At 58.6% G+C, this 19,555-nt stretch carries 17 protein-coding genes; 16 read left to right on the top strand and 1 reads right to left on the bottom strand.

Translation table 11 applies throughout. From position 1 onward, the window contains the following. Positions 1-38: 38 nt before the first annotated feature. Positions 39-821: a type I methionyl aminopeptidase gene (gene map / locus FW796_RS02820; RefSeq protein ID WP_068580424.1), complete on the bottom strand. Its 783-nt coding sequence runs from the start codon at positions 819-821 to the stop codon at positions 39-41. 407 nt (positions 822-1,228) lie between these two features. Between map and rpsB the strand changes: the two genes are divergently transcribed. From rpsB to dnaE, 16 genes are all read left to right on the top strand, one after another. Beyond that, on the top strand, positions 1,229-1,966 hold the full coding sequence (rpsB, locus tag FW796_RS02815; protein WP_011059524.1) for a 30S ribosomal protein S2: 738 nt from the start codon (positions 1,229-1,231) through the stop codon (positions 1,964-1,966). Between the two features lie 203 nt (positions 1,967-2,169). Further along, the gene (tsf, locus tag FW796_RS02810; protein WP_346635931.1) at positions 2,170-3,036 is read left to right on the top strand and encodes a translation elongation factor Ts; all 867 of its coding nucleotides are present in this window, start codon (positions 2,170-2,172) and stop codon (positions 3,034-3,036) included. Between the two features lie 208 nt (positions 3,037-3,244). Beyond that, positions 3,245-3,988, top strand: a complete 744-nt coding sequence (gene pyrH / locus FW796_RS02805) for a UMP kinase (protein ID WP_011059526.1) — start codon at positions 3,245-3,247, stop codon at positions 3,986-3,988. Then, entirely contained in the window at positions 3,985-4,542 is a 558-nt protein-coding gene (gene frr, locus FW796_RS02800) for a ribosome recycling factor (protein ID WP_123727653.1), read from the top strand. The genes pyrH and frr overlap by 4 nt, the downstream gene beginning before the upstream one ends. Positions 4,543-4,557: 15 nt before the next feature. After that, positions 4,558-5,313 (top strand): polyprenyl diphosphate synthase, encoded by a 756-nt coding sequence (gene uppS / locus FW796_RS02795; protein ID WP_317071628.1) that lies wholly within the window; start codon positions 4,558-4,560, stop codon positions 5,311-5,313. Beyond that, the gene (locus tag FW796_RS02790) at positions 5,313-6,119 is read left to right on the top strand and encodes a phosphatidate cytidylyltransferase (protein WP_346635923.1); all 807 of its coding nucleotides are present in this window, start codon (positions 5,313-5,315) and stop codon (positions 6,117-6,119) included. Before uppS ends, FW796_RS02790 begins: the two co-directional genes overlap by 1 nt. Next, positions 6,116-7,306 (top strand): 1-deoxy-D-xylulose-5-phosphate reductoisomerase, encoded by a 1,191-nt coding sequence (gene ispC / locus FW796_RS02785; protein ID WP_446438991.1) that lies wholly within the window; start codon positions 6,116-6,118, stop codon positions 7,304-7,306. The genes FW796_RS02790 and ispC overlap by 4 nt, the downstream gene beginning before the upstream one ends. A 48-nt stretch (positions 7,307-7,354) precedes the next feature. Beyond that, entirely contained in the window at positions 7,355-8,707 is a 1,353-nt protein-coding gene (gene rseP / locus FW796_RS02780) for a sigma E protease regulator RseP (RefSeq protein ID WP_446438990.1), read from the top strand. A gap of 74 nt (positions 8,708-8,781) precedes the next feature. Further along, positions 8,782-11,172 carry an outer membrane protein assembly factor BamA gene (gene bamA / locus FW796_RS02775; RefSeq protein WP_125062631.1) on the top strand — a complete coding sequence of 797 codons (2,391 nt, stop codon included), beginning with the start codon at positions 8,782-8,784 and terminating at the stop codon, positions 11,170-11,172. A gap of 45 nt (positions 11,173-11,217) precedes the next feature. Continuing rightward, positions 11,218-11,721, top strand: a complete 504-nt coding sequence (locus tag FW796_RS02770) for an OmpH family outer membrane protein (RefSeq protein WP_102861373.1) — start codon at positions 11,218-11,220, stop codon at positions 11,719-11,721. 3 nt (positions 11,722-11,724) lie between these two features. Continuing rightward, positions 11,725-12,780, top strand: a complete 1,056-nt coding sequence (lpxD, locus tag FW796_RS02765) for a UDP-3-O-(3-hydroxymyristoyl)glucosamine N-acyltransferase (protein ID WP_446438989.1) — start codon at positions 11,725-11,727, stop codon at positions 12,778-12,780. A 109-nt stretch (positions 12,781-12,889) separates the two neighbouring features. Continuing rightward, positions 12,890-13,330 carry a 3-hydroxyacyl-ACP dehydratase FabZ gene (gene fabZ / locus FW796_RS02760; protein ID WP_007924058.1) on the top strand — a complete coding sequence of 147 codons (441 nt, stop codon included), beginning with the start codon at positions 12,890-12,892 and terminating at the stop codon, positions 13,328-13,330. Next, the gene (gene lpxA / locus FW796_RS02755) at positions 13,327-14,103 is read left to right on the top strand and encodes an acyl-ACP--UDP-N-acetylglucosamine O-acyltransferase (RefSeq protein WP_346635918.1); all 777 of its coding nucleotides are present in this window, start codon (positions 13,327-13,329) and stop codon (positions 14,101-14,103) included. Before fabZ ends, lpxA begins: the two co-directional genes overlap by 4 nt. A gap of 2 nt (positions 14,104-14,105) precedes the next feature. Continuing rightward, complete coding sequence (gene lpxB, locus FW796_RS02750; protein WP_446438988.1) at positions 14,106-15,236, top strand: lipid-A-disaccharide synthase; 1,131 nt, start codon at positions 14,106-14,108, stop codon at positions 15,234-15,236. Between the two features lie 11 nt (positions 15,237-15,247). Then, entirely contained in the window at positions 15,248-15,880 is a 633-nt protein-coding gene (rnhB, locus tag FW796_RS02745; protein ID WP_102861377.1) for a ribonuclease HII, read from the top strand. A gap of 69 nt (positions 15,881-15,949) precedes the next feature. Further along, positions 15,950-19,471 carry a DNA polymerase III subunit alpha gene (gene dnaE / locus FW796_RS02740; protein ID WP_346635917.1) on the top strand — a complete coding sequence of 1,174 codons (3,522 nt, stop codon included), beginning with the start codon at positions 15,950-15,952 and terminating at the stop codon, positions 19,469-19,471. Positions 19,472-19,555 lie beyond the last annotated feature (84 nt).

Genomic DNA, 19,555 nt, shown 5'->3' with positions numbered 1-19,555 from the left:
TCCTGTCTATCTATAAGGTCGGGATGCGGCGTTGTGGATCAGGCAGACACCCGGGCGATGGTGTCATCGCTGCGCAGGGTGAAGATCTCATAGCCGGTTTCGGTGACCAGCAGGGTGTGCTCCCACTGTGCCGAGAGCTTGCGGTCCTTGGTGATGGCGGTCCAGCCGTCGCCCAGTACCTTGGTGTCAGCCTTGCCCTGGTTGATCATCGGCTCGATGGTGAAGGTCATGCCGGCCTTGAGTTCCATGCCGGTGCCCGCGCGACCGTAGTGCAGGATCTGCGGCTCTTCGTGGAACACCTTGCCGATGCCGTGGCCGCAGAACTCGCGAACCACCGAGAAGCCGTTCTTTTCCGCGTGTTTCTGGATCACTTCGCCGATGTCGCCCAGGCGGCAGCCCGGTTTCACCAGTTCGATGGCTTTGTACATGCATTCCTGGGTGATCTGCGACAGGCGCTCGGCCCAGACCGGGACGGTGCCGACGTGGAACATGCGGCTGGTGTCACCGTGGTAGCCATCCTTGATGACGGTGACGTCGATGTTCAGGGTGTCGCCATCCTTCAGCGGCTTCTCGTTGGGAATGCCGTGGCACACCACATGATTGATCGAGGTGCAGATGGACTTGGGGAAGCCCTTGTAGTTCAGCGGTGCCGGGATCGCACCCTGCACATTGACGATGTAGTCATGGCAGATGCGGTCCAGTTCTTCGGTGGTGACACCGGGTTTGACATGCTCGGCAATCATTTCCAGGACTTCGGCGGCCAGTTTGCCGGCGACACGCATTTTGGCGATGTCCTCGGGAGTTTTGAGGGTGACGGTCATACAGGCTCTCTTGACGCTCAATGGCGCGGTAAACACGGAATGGCTTGAAAACCTGCCCCTGCAAGGCTGGAACCGGGATGGAACCGGTGAGGTTTTCAGAAGCCGCAAAGGTGCGATTCTAACAGAGGCTCAGCGCAAATCTGAGGTTCTGCTGGCGCTTGTCTCTATACAATGGTGCATTCTGGGCTGAATCCAAGAGCAGGGCAAAAACTGCACGGAGCGGAGGATGTGAATCCGGGTTCCGTTTTGGCCCACGCTGTGGTATAAAATGCGCCGCTTTCCGGGGATGCCCCGAAAAGCTCAAACCCACACACGTGTCGACACGATGACCTGGGTGCCCTCAGCACATGCTGTTGGTTGGTCATTGGGATACGTGGAGGCCTAACCCGACTTATTAAGGAACTATCATGTCCCAAGTCAACATGCGCGATATGCTGAAGGCCGGTGTGCACTTCGGTCACCAAACTCGTTACTGGAACCCGAAAATGGGTAAGTACATTTTCGGTGCGCGCAACAAGATTCACATCATCAACCTTGAAAAAACCCTGCCAATGTTCAACGAAGCTCTGACTTTCGTAGAGCGTCTGGCCCAGGGCAAAAACAAGATTCTGTTCGTCGGCACCAAGCGTTCCGCTGGCAAGATCGTTGCTGAAGAAGCAGCACGTTGCGGTTCGCCGTACGTCGATCACCGCTGGTTGGGCGGCATGCTGACCAACTACAAAACCATCCGTGCTTCCATCAAGCGTCTGCGTGACCTTGAAGTGCAAGCAGAAGACGGCACCTTCGCCAAGCTGACCAAGAAAGAGGCGCTGATGCGCACTCGCGATCTGGAAAAGCTGGATCGTTCCCTGGGTGGTATCAAGGACATGGGCGGCCTGCCTGACGCACTGTTCGTGATCGACGTTGACCACGAGCGCATCGCGATCACCGAAGCCAACAAGCTGGGCATCCCGGTCATCGGCGTTGTCGATACCAACAGCAGCCCGGAAGGCGTTGACTACATCATCCCAGGCAACGATGACGCCATTCGCGCCATCCAGCTGTACATGGGTTCGATGGCTGACGCTGTGATCCGTGGTCGCAACAACGTTGCTGGCGGCACTGAAGTGTTCGAAGAAGCTGCAGCACCGGCGGCTGAAGCCTGAGTAACTGACGCTTAGCGTTTACTCAGTACGCAAAAAGGGGGCTTGGCCCCCTTTTTGCCAACTCGAAAATCATTTCGTCTTTGCGCCCTGACAGTTTCTGTAATGCGGGGCTGTTATGAAATGAGTTCGAGGTAGCGCCCAAGAATTGAACGCCCGTTCGATCGGGTGGAATGGTTGAAAACCTATCCAAGAGGATTTTGAAAATGGCAGAGATTACTGCAGCGTTGGTCAAAGAACTGCGCGAGCGTACCGGCGAAGGCATGATGGATTGCAAAAAGGCCTTGACCAAGGCTGGCGGCGACATCGAGAAAGCCATTGATGACATGCGTGCTTCCGGCGCCATCAAGGCTGCCAAGAAAGCAGGCAACGTAGCTGCTGAAGGCGCTATTGCCATCAAGGACGACGGTAAAGTCGCTGTCCTGCTGGAAGTGAACTCGCAGACCGACTTCCTGGCTCTGCAGGACGACTTCAAGGCATTCGTTGCTGCCAGCGTGGAAAAAGCTTTCGCTGACAAGCTGACCGACGCAGCTCCGCTGATCGAAGCTCAAGAAGCTGACCGTCTGATCCTGGTGGGCAAGACTGGCGAGAACGTCAACATCCGTCGTCTGGCTCGCGTTGAAGGTGACGTGGTCGGTACTTACCTGCACGGTAACAAGATCGGTGTTGCGGTTGTCCTGAAGGGCGGTTCCGTTGACCTGGCCAAAGACATCGCCATGCACGTAGCGGCAAGCAACCCTGAGTTCCTGCTGCCGTCGCAAGTTTCCGCCGAAGCCATCGAGCGCGAAAAAGCTGTGTTCCTGCAGCTGAACGAAGACAAGATGAAAGGCAAGCCAGCCGAAATCGTTGAAAAAATGATCGCTGGCCGTATCAGCAAGTTCCTGGCTGAAGCCAGTCTGGTTGAGCAGGCTTTCGTCAAGGATCCAGAAATCACCGTAGGTGCTCTGGCCAAGAAAGGCGGCGCTGAAATCGTTTCCTTCACCCGTTTCGCAGTAGGTGAAGGCATCGAGAAGAAAGAAGACAACTTCGCTGAAGAAGTTGCTGCACAACTGGCTGCTGCCAAGCAACAGTAAGACGGTTTTTCAACTGTCGCCCAGAAGAGGCTGCCCGCTCACGCGCGCAGCCTCTTTTCAAATGGGCAGGGTAATTTTGTTGTTTATCCTCGGAACCGGTTTACAAAGTCGTGTTCTGATGGCGCTGTGACAGCGTCAAGCTAGAGTGAACGCAGGCTGCAAACAGCCCGCAAAGAATTTTTAAAATACGCCGCAGGAGAGATTCGCAATGGCTCAGCAGGGCAGTGGTTATCAAGCTCGCTATAAACGCATTCTACTCAAGCTTAGCGGCGAGGCCCTGATGGGCTCGGAAGAGTTCGGGATCGACCCCAAGGTGCTGGACCGCATGGCGCTGGAAGTTGGCCAACTGGTCGGCATCGGTGTGCAGGTCGGTCTGGTGATCGGTGGCGGTAACCTGTTCCGCGGCGCAGCGCTGAGTGCTGCCGGGATGGACCGGGTCACAGGCGACCACATGGGCATGCTGGCCACTGTGATGAACGCCCTGGCCATGCGCGACGCGCTGGAACGTGCGAATATCTCGGCCATCGTGATGTCGGCTATTTCCATGGTGGGTGTGACCGATCACTATGACCGTCGCAAGGCAATGCGCCACCTGAACTCCAAAGAGGTGGTGATCTTCGCGGCCGGTACCGGTAATCCGTTCTTCACTACCGACTCCGCAGCCTGCCTGCGAGCCATCGAGATCGATGCCGATGTCGTGCTCAAGGCAACCAAGGTCGACGGTGTTTACACTGCAGACCCGTTCAAAGACCCGCATGCCGAGAAGTTCGATCATCTGACTTACGATGAAGTGCTGGATCGCAAGCTGGGAGTGATGGACCTGACGGCCATCTGCCTGTGTCGCGACCATAAGATGCCGCTGCGGGTATTCAACATGAACAAGCCCGGCGCCCTGCTGAACATCGTGCATGGTGGCGCTGAAGGAACCCTGATCGAGGAAGGCGAGCAATGATCAACGAAATCAAGAAAGACGCTCAAGAGCGCATGAAGAAATCCCTGGAGTCCCTGGCGCATGCATTCAGCCGCATTCGTACTGGCCAGGCTCACCCAAGCATCCTGGCGGGTGTGATGGTGCCTTACTACGGCGCTGATACGCCGATCAATCAGGTGGCAAACGTTACCGTGAAAGATGCCCGCACCCTGCAGGTCGTGGCTTTCGAACGCAACATGCTGGCGGCCGTGGACAAAGCGATCCAGAGCTCCGGCCTGGGCTTCAACCCGACCAACCTGGGCGAACTGCTGCTGATCACTATGCCGGCCCTGACTGAAGAGACCCGTAAGGGCTTCACCAAGCAGGCTCGTGAAGCGGCTGAAGACGCTCGCATTGCGGTGCGTAACGTGCGTCGTGACGCGTTGAGCCAGTTCAAGGATCTGGTCAAGGAAAAAGAGATCAGTGAAGACGACGAGCGTCGTGCTGCTGACGATATCCAGAAGCTGACCGACAAGTTCGTGGCGGAAATCGAAGTGGCCGTTAAGCAGAAAGAAGCGGACTTGATGGCCGTATAAGGGTCAGGCGTTTTCATGGAAAAGACCAAGCAGCCAGTATCGTCCTCGGTACCGCGACATGTCGCGATCATCATGGACGGTAACAACCGCTGGGCAAAAAAACGCTTTATGCCGGGTGTTGCCGGGCATAAAGCGGGTGTTGACGCGGTACGTGCAGTGATTGAAGTGTGTGCCGAGGCCAAGGTCGAAGTGCTGACCCTGTTTGCCTTTTCCAGTGAAAACTGGCAACGCCCGGCCGATGAAGTCAGTGCCTTGATGGATCTGTTCTTCAAGGCGCTGCGGCGTGAGGCCAAGCGTCTTAACGAGAACAACATCAGTCTGCGGATTATTGGCGACCGATCGCGCTTCCATCCCGAGCTACAGGCGGCGATGCGTGAGGCGGAGGCCATTACTGCGGGCAGTGATCGTTTCATTCTGCAGATTGCTGCCAACTACGGCGGCCAGTGGGATATCGCCCAGGCTGCCCAGCGCCTGGCGCGTGAGGTCCAGGCCGGGCATCTGCGTCCCGAGGACATTACTCCGGGCCTGTTGCAGACCTGTCTGGCAACCGGCGACTTGCCGTTGCCTGACCTGTGCATCCGTACCGGTGGCGAGCATCGCATCAGTAATTTCCTGCTGTGGCAGCTGGCTTATGCCGAGCTGTATTTCTCCGACCTGTTCTGGCCGGACTTCAAACACGAAGCCATGCGCAATGCGCTGGCCGATTACGCATCTCGACAGCGACGCTTCGGTAAAACGAGCGAGCAGGTCGAGGCTGGAGCCCGGGTTTAATGCTTAAACAACGAATCATTACTGCGCTGATCCTGCTGCCGATCGCCTTGTGTGGGTTTTTCCTGCTCGAGGGATCGGGTTTTGCCCTGTTCATCGGTTTAGTGGTGAGCCTGGGTGCCTGGGAGTGGGCGCGTCTGGCAGGTTTCGAGGCGCAGCCGGCTCGGGTGGCTTACGCGGTGGCGGTCGCGGCGCTGCTGTTCTTGATGCATCTGGTGCCGGGTGTTGCGCCTTGGGTGCTGGGTGCCGCGGTGCTGTGGTGGGGGCTGGCGACTTTCCTGGTGCTTACCTATCCGCGCACCAGTGAGCAATGGTCCGGGGCGGCCCCCAAGCTGCTGATCGGCCTGTTGATCCTGTTGCCGGCCTGGCAGGGCCTGGTGTTCATCAAGCAGTTGCCGCTGGGCAATTGGTTGATCATGGCGGTAATGGTGCTGGTTTGGGGGGCAGATATCGGTGCCTACTTCTCCGGCAAGGCCTTCGGCAAGCGCAAGCTGGCTCCTCAGGTGAGTCCTGGCAAGAGCTGGGAGGGCGTCTATGGCGGCCTTGCATTGAGCCTGGTGATCACCGCAGTGGTCGGGCTGGTGCGTGACTGGACCTTTGGGCAGATTCTGCTGGGGCTGTTGGGGGCTGCCATTGTGGTCTTTATTTCGGTGGTCGGTGACCTGACCGAGAGCATGTTCAAGCGTCAGTCCGGCATCAAGGACAGCAGCAATCTGTTGCCTGGGCACGGTGGTGTGCTTGATCGGATCGACAGTCTGACAGCGGCCATTCCGGTATTTGCGGTGCTGCTGTGGATGGCTGCACTGTGAGTCGTGTGCAACAGATCACGGTTCTGGGGGCTACAGGCTCCATTGGTCTGAGTACGCTGGATGTGATAGCTCGTCATCCGGACCGCTATCAGGTGTTTGCCCTTACCGGGTTCAGCCGTCTGGCTGAGCTGCTGGCATTGTGCGTGCGCCATGTGCCGCGTTTTGCGGTGGTGCCCGAGTTGGCGGCGGCGAGGGCTTTGCAGGACGATCTGCGAGCTGCTGGCCTGTCGACTCGAGTGCTGGTGGGGGAGCAGGGTTTATGTGAAGTCGCTTCGGCGCCTGAAGTCGATGCGGTAATGGCAGCAATTGTCGGGGCTGCGGGCCTGCGCCCGACCCTGGCGGCGGTGGAGGCCGGCAAAAAGATCCTCCTGGCCAATAAAGAAGCGCTGGTGATGTCCGGCGCACTATTCATGCAGGCGGTAGGCAAGAGCGGCTCGGTGCTGCTGCCTATCGACAGCGAGCACAACGCGATTTTCCAATGCATGCCCGGGGATTTTTCCCGGGGCTTGAGTCAGGTCGGGGTGCGACGGATTCTGTTGACCGCCTCGGGCGGTCCATTCCGTCAGACGCCTCTGGCCGAGCTCGAGCATGTTTCGCCGGAACAGGCTTGTGCCCATCCTAATTGGTCCATGGGGCGCAAGATCTCCGTGGATTCGGCGAGCATGATGAACAAGGGGCTGGAGCTGATCGAGGCCTGCTGGTTGTTCGATGCCAAGCCTTCCCAGGTCGAGGTGGTGGTGCATCCGCAGAGCGTGATTCATTCCCTGGTGGATTATGTCGACGGCTCAGTGCTTGCACAGTTGGGTAATCCGGATATGCGCACGCCTATCGCCAACGCCCTGGCCTGGCCGGAACGTATCGACTCCGGTGTGGCCCCGTTGGATCTGTTCGCGATTGCCCGTCTGGACTTCCAGGCGCCCGACGAGCAGCGGTTCCCTTGCCTGCGTCTGGCGCGTCAAGCTGCCGAGGCGGGTGACAGTGCTCCGGCGATGCTCAATGCGGCCAATGAAGTGGCTGTTTCGGCCTTTCTTGATCGGCGCATCCGTTACCCGGAGATCGCGAGTATCATCGACGAAGTTTTAGCCCTTGAGCCTGTAGTTGCAGTCAATGAGCTCGATGCAGTGTTTGCGGCAGATGCCAAGGCCCGAAGCCTGGCAGAACAATGGTTGCAGCGTAACGGGCGATAGGATTCGCGACCGGGCGAGTGGCGGCGAATAGGATTGCGGAGAAAGTAGATGAGCGCGCTCTATATGATTGTCGGCACCCTGGTAGCCCTGGGTGTGCTGGTCACCTTCCACGAATTCGGTCACTTCTGGGTCGCGCGTCGCTGTGGCGTCAAGGTGCTGCGTTTCTCCGTGGGCTTTGGCATGCCGTTGCTGCGCTGGCACGATCGCCGCGGTACCGAATTTGTAATCGCCGCCATCCCTCTGGGTGGCTATGTGAAAATGCTCGACGAGCGTGAAGGCGAAGTGGCCCTCGATGAGCTCGACCAGTCCTTCAATCGCAAGTCCGTACGCCAGCGTATTGCCATTGTTGCCGCTGGCCCGATCGCCAACTTCCTCCTCGCTCTGGTGTTCTTCTGGGCCCTGGCGATGCTGGGCAGCCAGCAGGTACGACCAGTCATCGGCGATGTTGAGGCGGGCAGTATCGCCGCCAAGGCTGGGCTCAGTGCCGGCGAGGAAATCGTTGCCATCGATGGTGAGCCGACTTCCGGCTGGGCGGCGGTGAATCTGCAGTTGGTGCGCCGTCTTGGTGAAAGTGGAACGCTGCAGGTGCAGGTGCGCGAGCGGGGTGCGACGGTTGATTCTCCTCGTCAATTGATGCTGGACAAGTGGCTCAAGGGCGCCGACGAGCCGGACCCGATCCGCTCTCTGGGGATTCGCCCATGGCGCCCGGCGCTGCCACCGGTGCTGGCTGAGCTCGATCCGAAAGGCCCGGCCCAGGCTGCCGGCCTGAAAACCGGCGATCGTCTGCTGGCGCTGGATGGGCAATCGCTCAATGACTGGCAGCAAGTGGTTGATTGGGTCCGTGTGCACCCTGATACGAAAATTGTGCTGCATGTCGAGCGCGATGGTGCTCAAATCGACGTCCCCGTGACCTTGGCCAGCCGCGGCGAAAGCAAAGCACCCAATGGCTACCTGGGGGCAGGGGTGAAAGCTGTCGACTGGCCAGCGGAGATGCTTCGCGAGGTCAGTTACGGCCCGCTGGAGGCGATTGGCGAAGGGGCCCGACGGACCTGGACCATGAGCGTCCTGACCCTCGAATCACTGAAGAAAATGTTGTTCGGCGAGCTCTCGGTAAAAAACTTGAGTGGACCGATAACCATTGCTAAAGTGGCGGGCGCTTCTGCCCAGTCGGGCATTGCTGATTTCTTGAATTTCCTTGCTTATCTGAGTATTAGCCTGGGTGTTCTGAATTTGTTGCCCATCCCGGTACTGGATGGGGGGCATTTGTTGTTTTATCTGATCGAGTGGGCGCGTGGTCGTCCCTTGTCGGATCGGGTGCAAGGTTGGGGGATACAGATCGGTATCAGCTTGGTGGTCGGAGTCATGCTGCTTGCTCTGGTCAACGATCTGGGTCGTCTGTAACGCTTCGCTGAATTGCGAATCTGCCGCATTTTGCGGCAGTTTGTTTATTGCCAGTTGGAATAAGAAAGGACTTCATGAAACGTCTGCTGCTAACTGCGGTTCTCACCGTATTGATGATCGCCGAAGTTCACGCCGAGTCCTTCACTATCTCCGATATCCGCGTCAACGGCCTTCAGCGCGTTTCCGCGGGTAGCGTCTTTGGTGCCTTGCCGTTGAACGTCGGCGAGCAGGCGGACGACCGTCGCCTGGTGGAATCCACTCGTGCGCTGTTCAAAACCGGTTTCTTTCAAGACATCCAGCTGGGCCGCGATGGCAACGTCCTGGTCATCACGGTAGTCGAACGGCCGTCGGTTGCCAGTATCGAGATCGAAGGCAACAAGGCGATCTCTACTGATGACCTGATGAAAGGACTCAAGCAGTCCGGCCTGGCGGAAGGTGAAATCTTCCAGCGTGCGACCCTTGAAGGCGTGCGTAACGAGCTGCAGCGTCAATATGTCGCTCAGGGCCGTTACTCGGCCACCGTTGAAACCGAAGTCGTGCCGCAGCCACGTAACCGGGTTGGCCTGAAGGTCAAGATCAACGAAGGCACAGTCGCAGCCATCCAGCACATCAACGTGGTAGGCAACACCGTCTTCCCCGATGAGGACCTGATCGGCCTGTTCGAACTCAAGACCACCAACTGGCTGTCGTTCTTCAAGAACGACGACAAGTACGCCCGTGAAAAACTCTCCGGTGACCTGGAGCGTCTGCGTTCCTACTATCTGGACCGTGGCTATATCAACATGGATATCGCTTCGACCCAGGTGTCCATCACTCCGGACAAGAAGCACGTCTACATTACCGTCAACGTCAACGAAGGCGAAAAATACAGCGTTCGTGACGTGAAGCTCAGCGGTGACCTGAAAGTCCCTGAAGATCAAGTCAAGGCGCTGTTGCTGGTGGAGAAGGGCCAGGTGTTCTCGCGCAAGCTGATGACCACCACTTCCGAACTGATCACTCGTCGTCTGGGTAACGAGGGCTACACCTTCGCCAACGTCAACGGCGTGCCTCAGCCTCATGATGAAGACCACACCGTGGACATCACCTTTGTGGTGGACCCGGGCAAGCGTGCCTACGTCAATCGCATCAACTTCCGCGGCAATACCAAGTCCGAAGACGAAGTGCTGCGTCGTGAGATGCGCCAGATGGAAGGCGGCTGGGCTTCGACCTACCTGATTGACCAATCCAAGACCCGTCTTGAGCGTCTGGGCTTCTTCAAGGAAGTCAACGTCGAGACCCCGGCTGTACCGGGTGTTGATGACCAGGTTGATGTGAACTACGCGGTTGAAGAGCAGGCTTCCGGTTCGATCACCGCCAGCGTTGGTTTTGCCCAGAGCGCCGGTCTGATCCTCGGTGGTTCGATCACCCAGAACAACTTCCTGGGTACCGGTAACAAGGTCAGCATTGGCCTGACCCGCAGTGAATACCAGAGTCGCTACAACTTCGGCTACGTTGACCCCTACTGGACCGCCGATGGCGTGAGCCTGGGTTACAACGCCTTCTATCGCACCACTGACTACAAAGACCTCGATGTCGACGTGGCCAGCTATGCGGTGGACAGCCTCGGTGCTGGCGTCAGCGTGGGCTATCCGATCAGTGAGACTTCGCGTCTGACCTTCGGCCTGACTGCGCAGCAGGACAAGATCAAGACCGGCCTGTACACCGTCGACGAAATTTTCGACTTCGTGAACAAGCAGGGCGACAGCTACCTCAACTTCAAGGCGTCGGCCGGCTGGTCCGAGTCGACTCTGAACAAAGGTGTACTGGCCACTCGTGGTCACTCGCAAAGCCTGGTTCTGGAAACCACTACTCCAGGTAGCGATCTGTCGTTCTTCAAGCTCGACTACCGTGGCCAGTTGTTCACTCCGCTGAGTGAGAACTACACCATGCGCTTCCATACCGAACTGGGTTATGGCGACGGCTTTGGTGATACCAAGGGCTTGCCGTTCTACGAGAACTACTATGCTGGTGGTTTCAACTCGGTACGTGGCTTCAAGGACAGTACGCTGGGGCCGCGCAGTACTCCTAGTCGTGGTGCTGGTGTAACCGGTAACGTCGGTACGGCTGCCGACCCAGACCAGGATCCACTGCCATTCGGCGGTAACGTATTGATCCAGGGTGGTGCCGAGTTGCTGTTCCCACTGCCTTTCGTCAAGGATCAACGCTCACTGCGTACCTCCTTGTTCTGGGATGTGGGTAACGTCTTCAACTCTCGCTGTGAAAGCACGTCCAACACCATTGCGGCGTCGAATGTGAAAACGCAGTGCAACGATATCAGCCTGAGCAATCTGGCCAGTTCGGTGGGTGTTGGTGTGACTTGGGTCACTGCTCTGGGGCCATTGAGCTTTGCCCTGGCGATGCCGATCAAGAAACCGGATGACGCTGAAACTCAGGTGTTCCAATTCTCTCTCGGTCAGACTTTCTAAGAGCTTGACCCAAGATAACGACAATGGATTTTGTAGGGGTGCATCGTGCGTAAGTTGACTCAATTGGTTCTCCTGGCCTCCGTACTGGTCGCGAGCCCGGCATTCGCCGAAATGAAAATCGCTGTTCTGAACTATCAGATGGCGCTGCTGGAATCCGATGCGGCCAAGAAGTACGCAGTGGATGCCGAGAAGAAATTCGGTCCGCAACTGACCAAGCTGAAAACCCTGGAAAGCAGTGCCAAGGGGATTCAGGACCGCCTGGTTGCCGGTGGCGACAAAATGCAGCAAGGCGAGCGTGAGCGTCTGGAGCTCGAGTTCAAGCAAAAGGCTCGGGATTTCCAGTTCCAGTCCAAGGAGCTGAACGAAGCCAAGGCTGTTGCTGACCGTGAAATGCTCAAGCAACTGAAGCCGAAGCTGGACAGCGCCGTTGAAGAAGTCATCAAGAAAGGTGCTTTCGACCTGGTTTTCGAGCGTGGCGCAGTGATCGATGTCAAGCCTCAGTACGACATCACCCGCCAGGTTATCGAGCGCATGAATCAGCTGAAGTAAGCCATGACCGCGACCATAAAACTCGGCCAGTTGGCCGAGTTCCTCGGCGCCACCCTGAGTGGTGACCCGGAGAAGGAAATCACTGGGCTAGCCACCTTGCAGGAGGCTGGCCCAGCTCAGTTGAGCTTTTTGGCAAATCCGCAATATCGCAAGTACCTGGTGGACTGCCAGGCCGGCGCGGTATTGCTGAAGGCCGCTGATGCCGAGGCTTATGCCGGCGATGCATTGGTGGTGGCCGATCCTTATCTGTCCTACGCCCGTATTTCCCATCTGTTCGATCCCAAGCCCAAGGCGCCAGTGGGTATTCATCCGTCTGCGGTGATTGCCGCCGATGCACTGGTGCACCCGGCGGCCAGCGTTGGCCCGTTTGCAGTGATCGAGAGCGGTGTGCGGATTGCGGCCGGAGTGACCATCGGTGCCCACTGCTTTATCGGTGCCCGCTGCGAAATCGGCGAAGGCGGCTGGCTGGCCCCGCGGGTGACCCTGTACCACGACGTGCGTATCGGCAAGCGGGTAGTCATCCAGTCGGGTGCGGTGCTCGGCGGTGAAGGCTTCGGCTTCGCCAATGAGAAAGGCATCTGGCAGAAGATCGCGCAGATTGGCGGTGTGACCATCGGTGACGATGTGGAAATCGGCGTCAATACGGCGATTGACCGCGGCGCCCTGGCCGATACCGTCATTGGTAACGGCGTGAAGCTGGATAACCAGATTCAGATTGCCCACAACGTCCAGGTCGGTGATCACACTGCCATGGCTGCTTGTGTGGGAATTTCCGGCAGCACCAAGATCGGCAAGCACTGTATGCTCGCCGGCGGTGTGGGCCTGGTAGGGCACATCGAGATTTGTGACAACGTATTCCTCACTGGAATGACCATGGTGACCCACTCGATTACCGAGCCGGGCGCTTACTCTTCCGGTACGGCCATGCAACCTGCTGCCGAGTGGCGCAAAAGCGCGGCACGCATCCGTCAGCTCGATGACCTTGCGCGGCGTTTGCGCCAGTTGGAAAAGCGCGTTGGGGACGTGACCCCTGACGGCAATGCTTCATCAGATGGCTGATACCATTTCCATATCAAGTGTGCACAGCCGCTAGACTGCCTCCTTGATTTGCTAGAGGGGCGTGCGTTAGTCGCGCGCTCCCACTCTTTACTACAGGCTTCCCCCCGAAATGATGGACATCAACGAGATTCGCGAATACTTGCCTCACCGTTACCCTTTCCTGTTGGTGGATCGGGTAGTGGATCTGGATGTCGAGGGCAAGTGCATTCGTGCCTACAAGAATGTCAGCATCAACGAACCATTCTTCAATGGTCACTTCCCAGCGCATCCGATCATGCCGGGCGTGCTGATTATCGAGGCCATGGCGCAGGCTGCGGGCATTCTCGGTTTCAAGATGCTCGACGTGAAGCCAGCCGACGGCACCCTTTATTACTTCGTCGGCTCCGACAAGCTGCGTTTCCGTCAGCCTGTGCTGCCGGGTGACCAGCTGATTCTTGAAGCCAAGTTCATCAGCTGCAAGCGCCAGATCTGGAAGTTCGAGTGCCAGGCGTCGGTAGACGGCAAGCCTGTCTGCTCCGCTGAAATCATCTGTGCGGAACGCAAACTATGAGTTTGATTGACCCTCGCGCAATCATCGATCCGACGGCCGTCCTGGCCGACGACGTTGAGGTTGGCCCGTGGTCGATCGTCGGCGCTGGTGTGGAAATCGGCGAGGGTACAGTGATCGGGCCCCATGTGATTCTCAAGGGCCCTACCCGGATCGGTAAGCACAACCGCATCTACCAGTTTTCCTCGGTAGGTGAGGACACGCCTGATCTCAAGTACAAGGGCGAGGAAACCCGCCTGGTTATCGGTGACCACAATGTGATCCGCGAAGGCGTGACCATTCACCGTGGCACTGTCCAGGACCGTGCCGAAACCACCCTGGGCGATCACAACCTGATCATGGCCTATGCCCACATTGGCCATGACAGTGTCATTGGCAACCACTGCATCCTGGTCAACAACACTGCGTTGGCCGGGCATGTGCACGTGGATGACTGGGCGATTCTCTCCGGCTTCACCCTGGTGCATCAGTACTGCCATATCGGCGCCCACAGCTTCTCCGGCATGGGCACGGCCATAGGCAAGGATGTGCCGGCATTCGTCACGGTGTTCGGCAACCCTGCCGAAGCCCGCAGCATGAACTTCGAAGGCATGCGCCGTCGTGGCTTCAGCGAAGATGCAATCCATGCACTGCGTCGCGCCTACAAGACGGTCTATCGTCAAGGGCTGACGGTGGAGCAGGCCTTGGCCGAGCTGGCCGAGCCAGCTGTACAGTTCCCCGAAGTCGCGGTCTTTCGTGACTCGATCCAGTCTTCGACTCGCGGCATCACCCGTTAATCATGAACACTCTGCGTATTGCGCTGGTGGCTGGCGAAGCCTCCGGCGACATTCTCGGCGCCGGTTTGATGCGGGCCCTCAAGGCTCAGCACCCGGCTGTCGAATTCATTGGCGTCGGCGGTCCGCTGATGGAGGCCGAAGGCCTCACTTCCTACTTTCCCATGGAGCGCCTGGCGGTCATGGGGCTGGTGGAGGTTCTCGGGCGCCTGCGTGAACTGTTGGCTCGGCGCAAGAAGCTGATCCAGACCCTGATCGCTGAAAAGCCGGATGTGTTCATCGGTATCGATGCCCCGGATTTCACCCTGAATATCGAACTCAAGCTGCGTCAGGCCGGGATCAAGACGGTGCACTACGTCAGCCCGTCGGTCTGGGCCTGGCGGCAGAAACGGGTACTGAAGATTCGCGAAGGCTGCGATCTGATGCTGACCCTGTTTCCCTTCGAGGCCCGCTTCTATGAAGAGAAGGGCGTACCGGTGAAGTTTGTCGGCCACTCGCTGGCCGATGCCATTCCGCTGCAAGCCGATCGCGCTGCAGCGCGTGTGGAGCTGGGCTTGCCTGATGGTCCGCTGGTGGCCTTGATGCCCGGCAGCCGTGGCGGCGAAGTAGGGCGCCTGGGTGCCTTGTTCCTCGATGCCGCCCAGCGGTTGCGAGCCATGCGCCCCGGTGTGCGCTTCATCATGCCGTGTGCCAGCGCGGAACGTCGGGTCCAGCTGGAAGAGTTGCTGGCCAGTCGTGACCTGCCGCTGACCTTGCTCGATGGTCAGTCCCACAAGGCCCTGGCCGCTTGTGATGCGGTGTTGATCGCCTCCGGTACCGCGACTCTGGAAGCCTTGCTCTACAAACGTCCTATGGTAGTGGCCTATCGCCTGGCGCCGCTGACCTTCTGGATTCTCAAGCGCATGGTCAAGAGTCCGTATATTTCCTTGCCGAACTTGCTGGCTCAGCGTTTGCTGGTGCCTGAGTTGCTGCAGGACGACGCCACTGCCGAGGCCCTGGCTCAGACGCTGTCGCCGCTGATCGATGGCGGTGAAGAGCAGACCCGCGGCTTTGACGAGATCCACCGAACCTTGCGCCGTGATGCGTCCAACCAGGCCGCACAAGCGGTGCTTGGGCTGATCGGCAAAACCCTGTGAGTAATTCAAAGATGCAGATGGGCCTGGATTTCACCCTGGTGGCGGATGCCGAGGACCTGGTGGCCGGTGTCGACGAAGTCGGCCGTGGCCCCTTGTGCGGGGCGGTTGTCACTGCTGCGGTGATTCTTGATCCACAACGGCCGATTCTCGGCCTCAACGACTCGAAGAAGCTCACTGAGGCCCGCCGCGAGAAGCTGTTCGACGAAATCTGCGAAAAGGCCCTGAGCTGGTGTATTGCTCGGGCTGAAGTCGAAGAGATCGACGAACTGAACATCCTCCATGCCACCATGCTGGCGATGCAGCGAGCGGTGGAGGGCCTGAGCGTGACGCCGAAGCTGGCGATGATCGATGGCAACCGTTGCCCGAAGCTGGCGATGCCGGCCGAAGCGGTGGTCAAGGGCGATAGCAAGGTTCCGGCGATCGCTGCAGCGTCGATTCTGGCCAAGGTCAGCCGCGACCGGGAAATGGCCGCTTTCGAGCTGATCTACCCGGGTTACGGTATTGGTGGCCACAAGGGTTATCCGACGCCGGTGCATCTGGAAGCCCTGGCCCGCCTGGGGCCGACGCCGATTCACCGGCGTTCCTTCGCCCCTGTGCGGCAAGCTTATGAAGCCCGTGAGGCGCAGGGCGAGATTCAGTCCTGAGGCTGATGTTTTAGTCGGGGCCCGGTACAATCCGGGCCTTGTTGTTTTCGCGCTTATTACAGGATCACTATGCCGGCTTCATTCGTTCACCTGCGCCTGCACACTGAGTACTCCCTGGTCGACGGTCTGGTGCGGATCAAGCCGCTGGTCAAGGCCCTCACCGGCATGGGCATGCCTGCGGTGGCGGTCACCGACCAGAACAACATGTGCTCTCTGGTCAAGTTCTACAAAAACAGCATGGGCGCCGGGATCAAGCCGATCTGCGGTGCCGACCTGTGGTTGTCGAACAAGGACCCGGATAACCCCCTGAGTCGCATCAGTCTGCTGGTGATGAACGCCATGGGTTATCGCAACCTCACCGAACTGATTTCCCGCGGCTTTATCGATGGTCAGCGCAACGGCCAGATCATCATCGAGCGTGAGTGGGTGGCGGAGGCCGCAGAAGGCCTGATCATGCTCTCGGCGGCCAAGGAGGGCGAGATCGGCATGGCCCTCATCGCCGGTGACCTTGAGGTCGCTGAAACCCTGGCTCGGGAGTGGATGGCAGTCTTCCCGGACCGTTTCTACCTCGAAGTGCAACGTACCAATCGGCCCAATGACGAAGAGCAACTGCACGCCGCGGTGGCCCTGGCAGACAAGATCGGTGCGCCGCTGGTGGCCACCAACGATGTGCGCTTTATCAAGCAGGAAGACTTCGAAGCCCACGAAACCCGAGTCTGCATCGGTGAAGGTCGGGCCCTGGACGATCCGCGTCGCTCGAAGAATTACAGCGACCAGCAGTACCTCAAGAGCGCCGAGGAAATGGCCGAGCTGTTCAGCGACCTGCCCGAGGCGCTGGAAAACACGGTCGAGATCGCCAAGCGCTGCAATATCGAGGTCAAGCTGGGCAAGCACTTCCTGCCCGACTATCCCATTCCCGATGGCATGACCATCGATGAGTACTTCCGCAAGGTTTCCTTCGACGGCCTGGACGAGCGCCTTAGCGTGCTGCTGCCCAAGGACACCACCGAAGACTACGAAGCCAAGCGCCAGGTCTACGTCGACCGGTTGAATTTCGAGCTGGATATCATCATCCAGATGGGGTTCCCCGGTTACTTCCTGATCGTTATGGACTTTATCCAGTGGGCCAAGAGCAACGGCGTTCCGGTAGGCCCTGGCCGGGGGTCGGGTGCCGGCTCCCTGGTGGCCTACGTGCAGAAGATCACCGACCTGGACCCGTTGGAATACGACCTGCTGTTCGAACGTTTCCTTAACCCGGAACGGGTTTCCATGCCCGACTTCGACGTCGACTTCTGCATGGACGGTCGCGACCGGGTGATCGACTACGTGGCCGAAAAGTACGGTCGCAATGCGGTAAGCCAGATCATCACCTTCGGTTCCATGGCGGCCAAGGCGGTGGTGCGCGACGTGGCGCGGGTTCAGGGCAAGTCCTACGGCCTGGCCGACCGTCTGTCGAAGATGATTCCCTTCGAAGTCGGCATGACCCTGGAAAAAGCCTACGAGCAGGAAGAGATCCTGCGGGACTTCATCAAGGTCGATGAAGAGGCGGCGGAAATCTGGGAGATGGCGCGCAAGCTTGAGGGCGTGGTGCGTAACGTCGGTAAACACGCCGGTGGTGTGGTAATTGCTCCGACCAAACTCACTGACTTCTCGCCGATCTATTGCGATGAAGAGGGCGGCGGCCTGGTTACCCAGTTCGACAAGGATGACGTCGAGGCTGCTGGCCTGGTGAAGTTCGACTTCCTCGGTCTGCGGACCCTGACCATCATCGACTGGGCACTGAAAACCATTAACCGCGACCGCGCCAAGGTCGGCGAGGAACCGCTGGATATCGCCTTTATCCCGCTGGACGACAAGCCGACCTATAGCCTGTTGCAGAAAGCTGAAACCACCGCGGTGTTCCAGCTTGAATCCCGGGGCATGAAGGAGCTGATCAAGAAGCTCAAGCCCGACTGTCTGGAAGACTTGATCGCACTGGTGGCCCTGTTCCGTCCGGGGCCGCTGCAATCGGGCATGGTGGATGACTTCATCAACCGTAAACACGGGCGCGCCGAGCTAGCCTACCCGCACCCGGACTATCAGTACGACGGCCTGCAGCCGGTATTGGCGCCGACCTACGGCATTATCCTGTACCAGGAACAGGTGATGCAGATCGCCCAGGTCATGGCCGGTTATACCCTCGGCGGTGCGGACATGCTGCGTCGAGCCATGGGTAAGAAAAAACCCGAGGAAATGGCCAAGCAGCGTGGCGGTTTCATTGAGGGTTGCGCCAGCAACAACATCGATGCCGACCTCGCGGGCAACATCTTCGACCTGGTGGAAAAGTTCGCCGGTTACGGTTTCAACAAATCTCACTCCGCCGCCTACGGCCTGGTGTCCTACCAGACCGCCTGGCTCAAGGCTCACTACCCGGCGCCATTCATGGCGGCGGTACTGTCTGCGGATATGCACAACACCGACAAGGTCGTGACCTTGATCGAGGAAGTGCGGACCATGAAGCTGCGCCTCGATGCGCCAGACGTGAACACTTCCGAGTTCAAGTTCACGGTGAACGATGAAGGTCGCATCGTGTATGGCCTGGGCGCGATCAAGGGCGTGGGCGAGGGACCGGTGGAAGCTATCACCGAAGCCCGTGAGGGAGGTCCCTTCAAGGATCTGTTTGATTTCTGCGCCCGAGTCGACCTCAAACGCATTAATAAACGTACCCTGGATGGTCTGATTCGCAGTGGTGCTCTGGACCGTCTTGGCCCGCATTTCTTCGATGAGCCCAAGGCGTATCAGGCCAACATCGACCAGAACCGCGCGGTGTTGCTGGCAGCCATGGAAGAGGCGATCAAGGCGGCGGAGCAAACTGCCCGTACCCACGACAGTGGCCACTCCGACCTGTTCGGTGGTGTGTTTGTCGAGGAAGACGCCGATGTTTATGCCAATCATCGCAAGGCCAAGGAACTGACCCTCAAGGAGCGCCTGAAGGGTGAGAAAGATACCCTCGGCCTGTACCTGACCGGGCACCCGATCGATGAATATGAAGGCGAGATCCGCCGCTTCGCCCGTCAGCGCATCATTGACCTGAAACCGGCCCGGGATACCCAGACGGTGGCGGGCATGATCATTGCCCTGCGGGTGATGAAGAACAAAAAGGGCGACAAGATGGGTTTCATCACCCTCGACGACCGTTCGGGACGGATCGAGGCCTCCTTGTTTGCCGACGCTTTCCACTCGGCGCAGTCGCTGTTGCAGACCGACGCCATGGTGGTAGTGGAGGGCGAGGTCAGCAACGATGACTTCTCCGGCGGCCTGCGCCTGCGGGTCAAGCGGGTAATGAGCATGGAGGATGCGCGGACCAACCTGGCGGAAAGTCTGCGCCTGAAAGTTCATACTGATGCCCTCAAGGGCGATCAGCTACGCTGGCTGGGGGACTTGTTCAAGCGCCACCGCGGTGCGTGCCCGATTACCATGGAGTACACCCGTAACGATGCCAAGGCCTTGCTGCAGTTTGGCGAGAACTGGCGGATCGACCCGGCAGACAGCTTGATTCAAGCACTGCGTGACCAGTTCGGGCGAGACAACGTCTTCCTCCAATACCGTTGACGGTGAGGTGCCATCATTGCGCCTCATCGTCACTTGAATTTTTAATCTCGACCTCAACGCGTCCGTCCCTTAAGGTAGGGCGCG

Source organism: Pseudomonas sp. 910_21 (genome assembly GCF_052850735.1).
The sequence above is the reverse complement of the archived record's forward strand: the minus strand, read 5'-3'. Positions and strand labels throughout refer to the sequence as shown.

Coding starts and splice junctions, on each gene's coding strand:
- map (WP_068580424.1), bottom strand. CDS start 821: ATGACCGTCACCCTCAAAACTCCCGAGGACATCGCCAAAATGCGTGTC.
- rpsB (WP_011059524.1), top strand. CDS start 1,229: ATGTCCCAAGTCAACATGCGCGATATGCTGAAGGCCGGTGTGCACTTC.
- tsf (WP_346635931.1), top strand. CDS start 2,170: ATGGCAGAGATTACTGCAGCGTTGGTCAAAGAACTGCGCGAGCGTACC.
- pyrH (WP_011059526.1), top strand. CDS start 3,245: ATGGCTCAGCAGGGCAGTGGTTATCAAGCTCGCTATAAACGCATTCTA.
- frr (WP_123727653.1), top strand. CDS start 3,985: ATGATCAACGAAATCAAGAAAGACGCTCAAGAGCGCATGAAGAAATCC.
- uppS (WP_317071628.1), top strand. CDS start 4,558: ATGGAAAAGACCAAGCAGCCAGTATCGTCCTCGGTACCGCGACATGTC.
- FW796_RS02790 (WP_346635923.1), top strand. CDS start 5,313: ATGCTTAAACAACGAATCATTACTGCGCTGATCCTGCTGCCGATCGCC.
- rseP (WP_446438990.1), top strand. CDS start 7,355: ATGAGCGCGCTCTATATGATTGTCGGCACCCTGGTAGCCCTGGGTGTG.
- bamA (WP_125062631.1), top strand. CDS start 8,782: ATGAAACGTCTGCTGCTAACTGCGGTTCTCACCGTATTGATGATCGCC.
- lpxD (WP_446438989.1), top strand. CDS start 11,725: ATGACCGCGACCATAAAACTCGGCCAGTTGGCCGAGTTCCTCGGCGCC.
- fabZ (WP_007924058.1), top strand. CDS start 12,890: ATGATGGACATCAACGAGATTCGCGAATACTTGCCTCACCGTTACCCT.
- lpxA (WP_346635918.1), top strand. CDS start 13,327: ATGAGTTTGATTGACCCTCGCGCAATCATCGATCCGACGGCCGTCCTG.
- lpxB (WP_446438988.1), top strand. CDS start 14,106: ATGAACACTCTGCGTATTGCGCTGGTGGCTGGCGAAGCCTCCGGCGAC.
- rnhB (WP_102861377.1), top strand. CDS start 15,248: ATGCAGATGGGCCTGGATTTCACCCTGGTGGCGGATGCCGAGGACCTG.
- dnaE (WP_346635917.1), top strand. CDS start 15,950: ATGCCGGCTTCATTCGTTCACCTGCGCCTGCACACTGAGTACTCCCTG.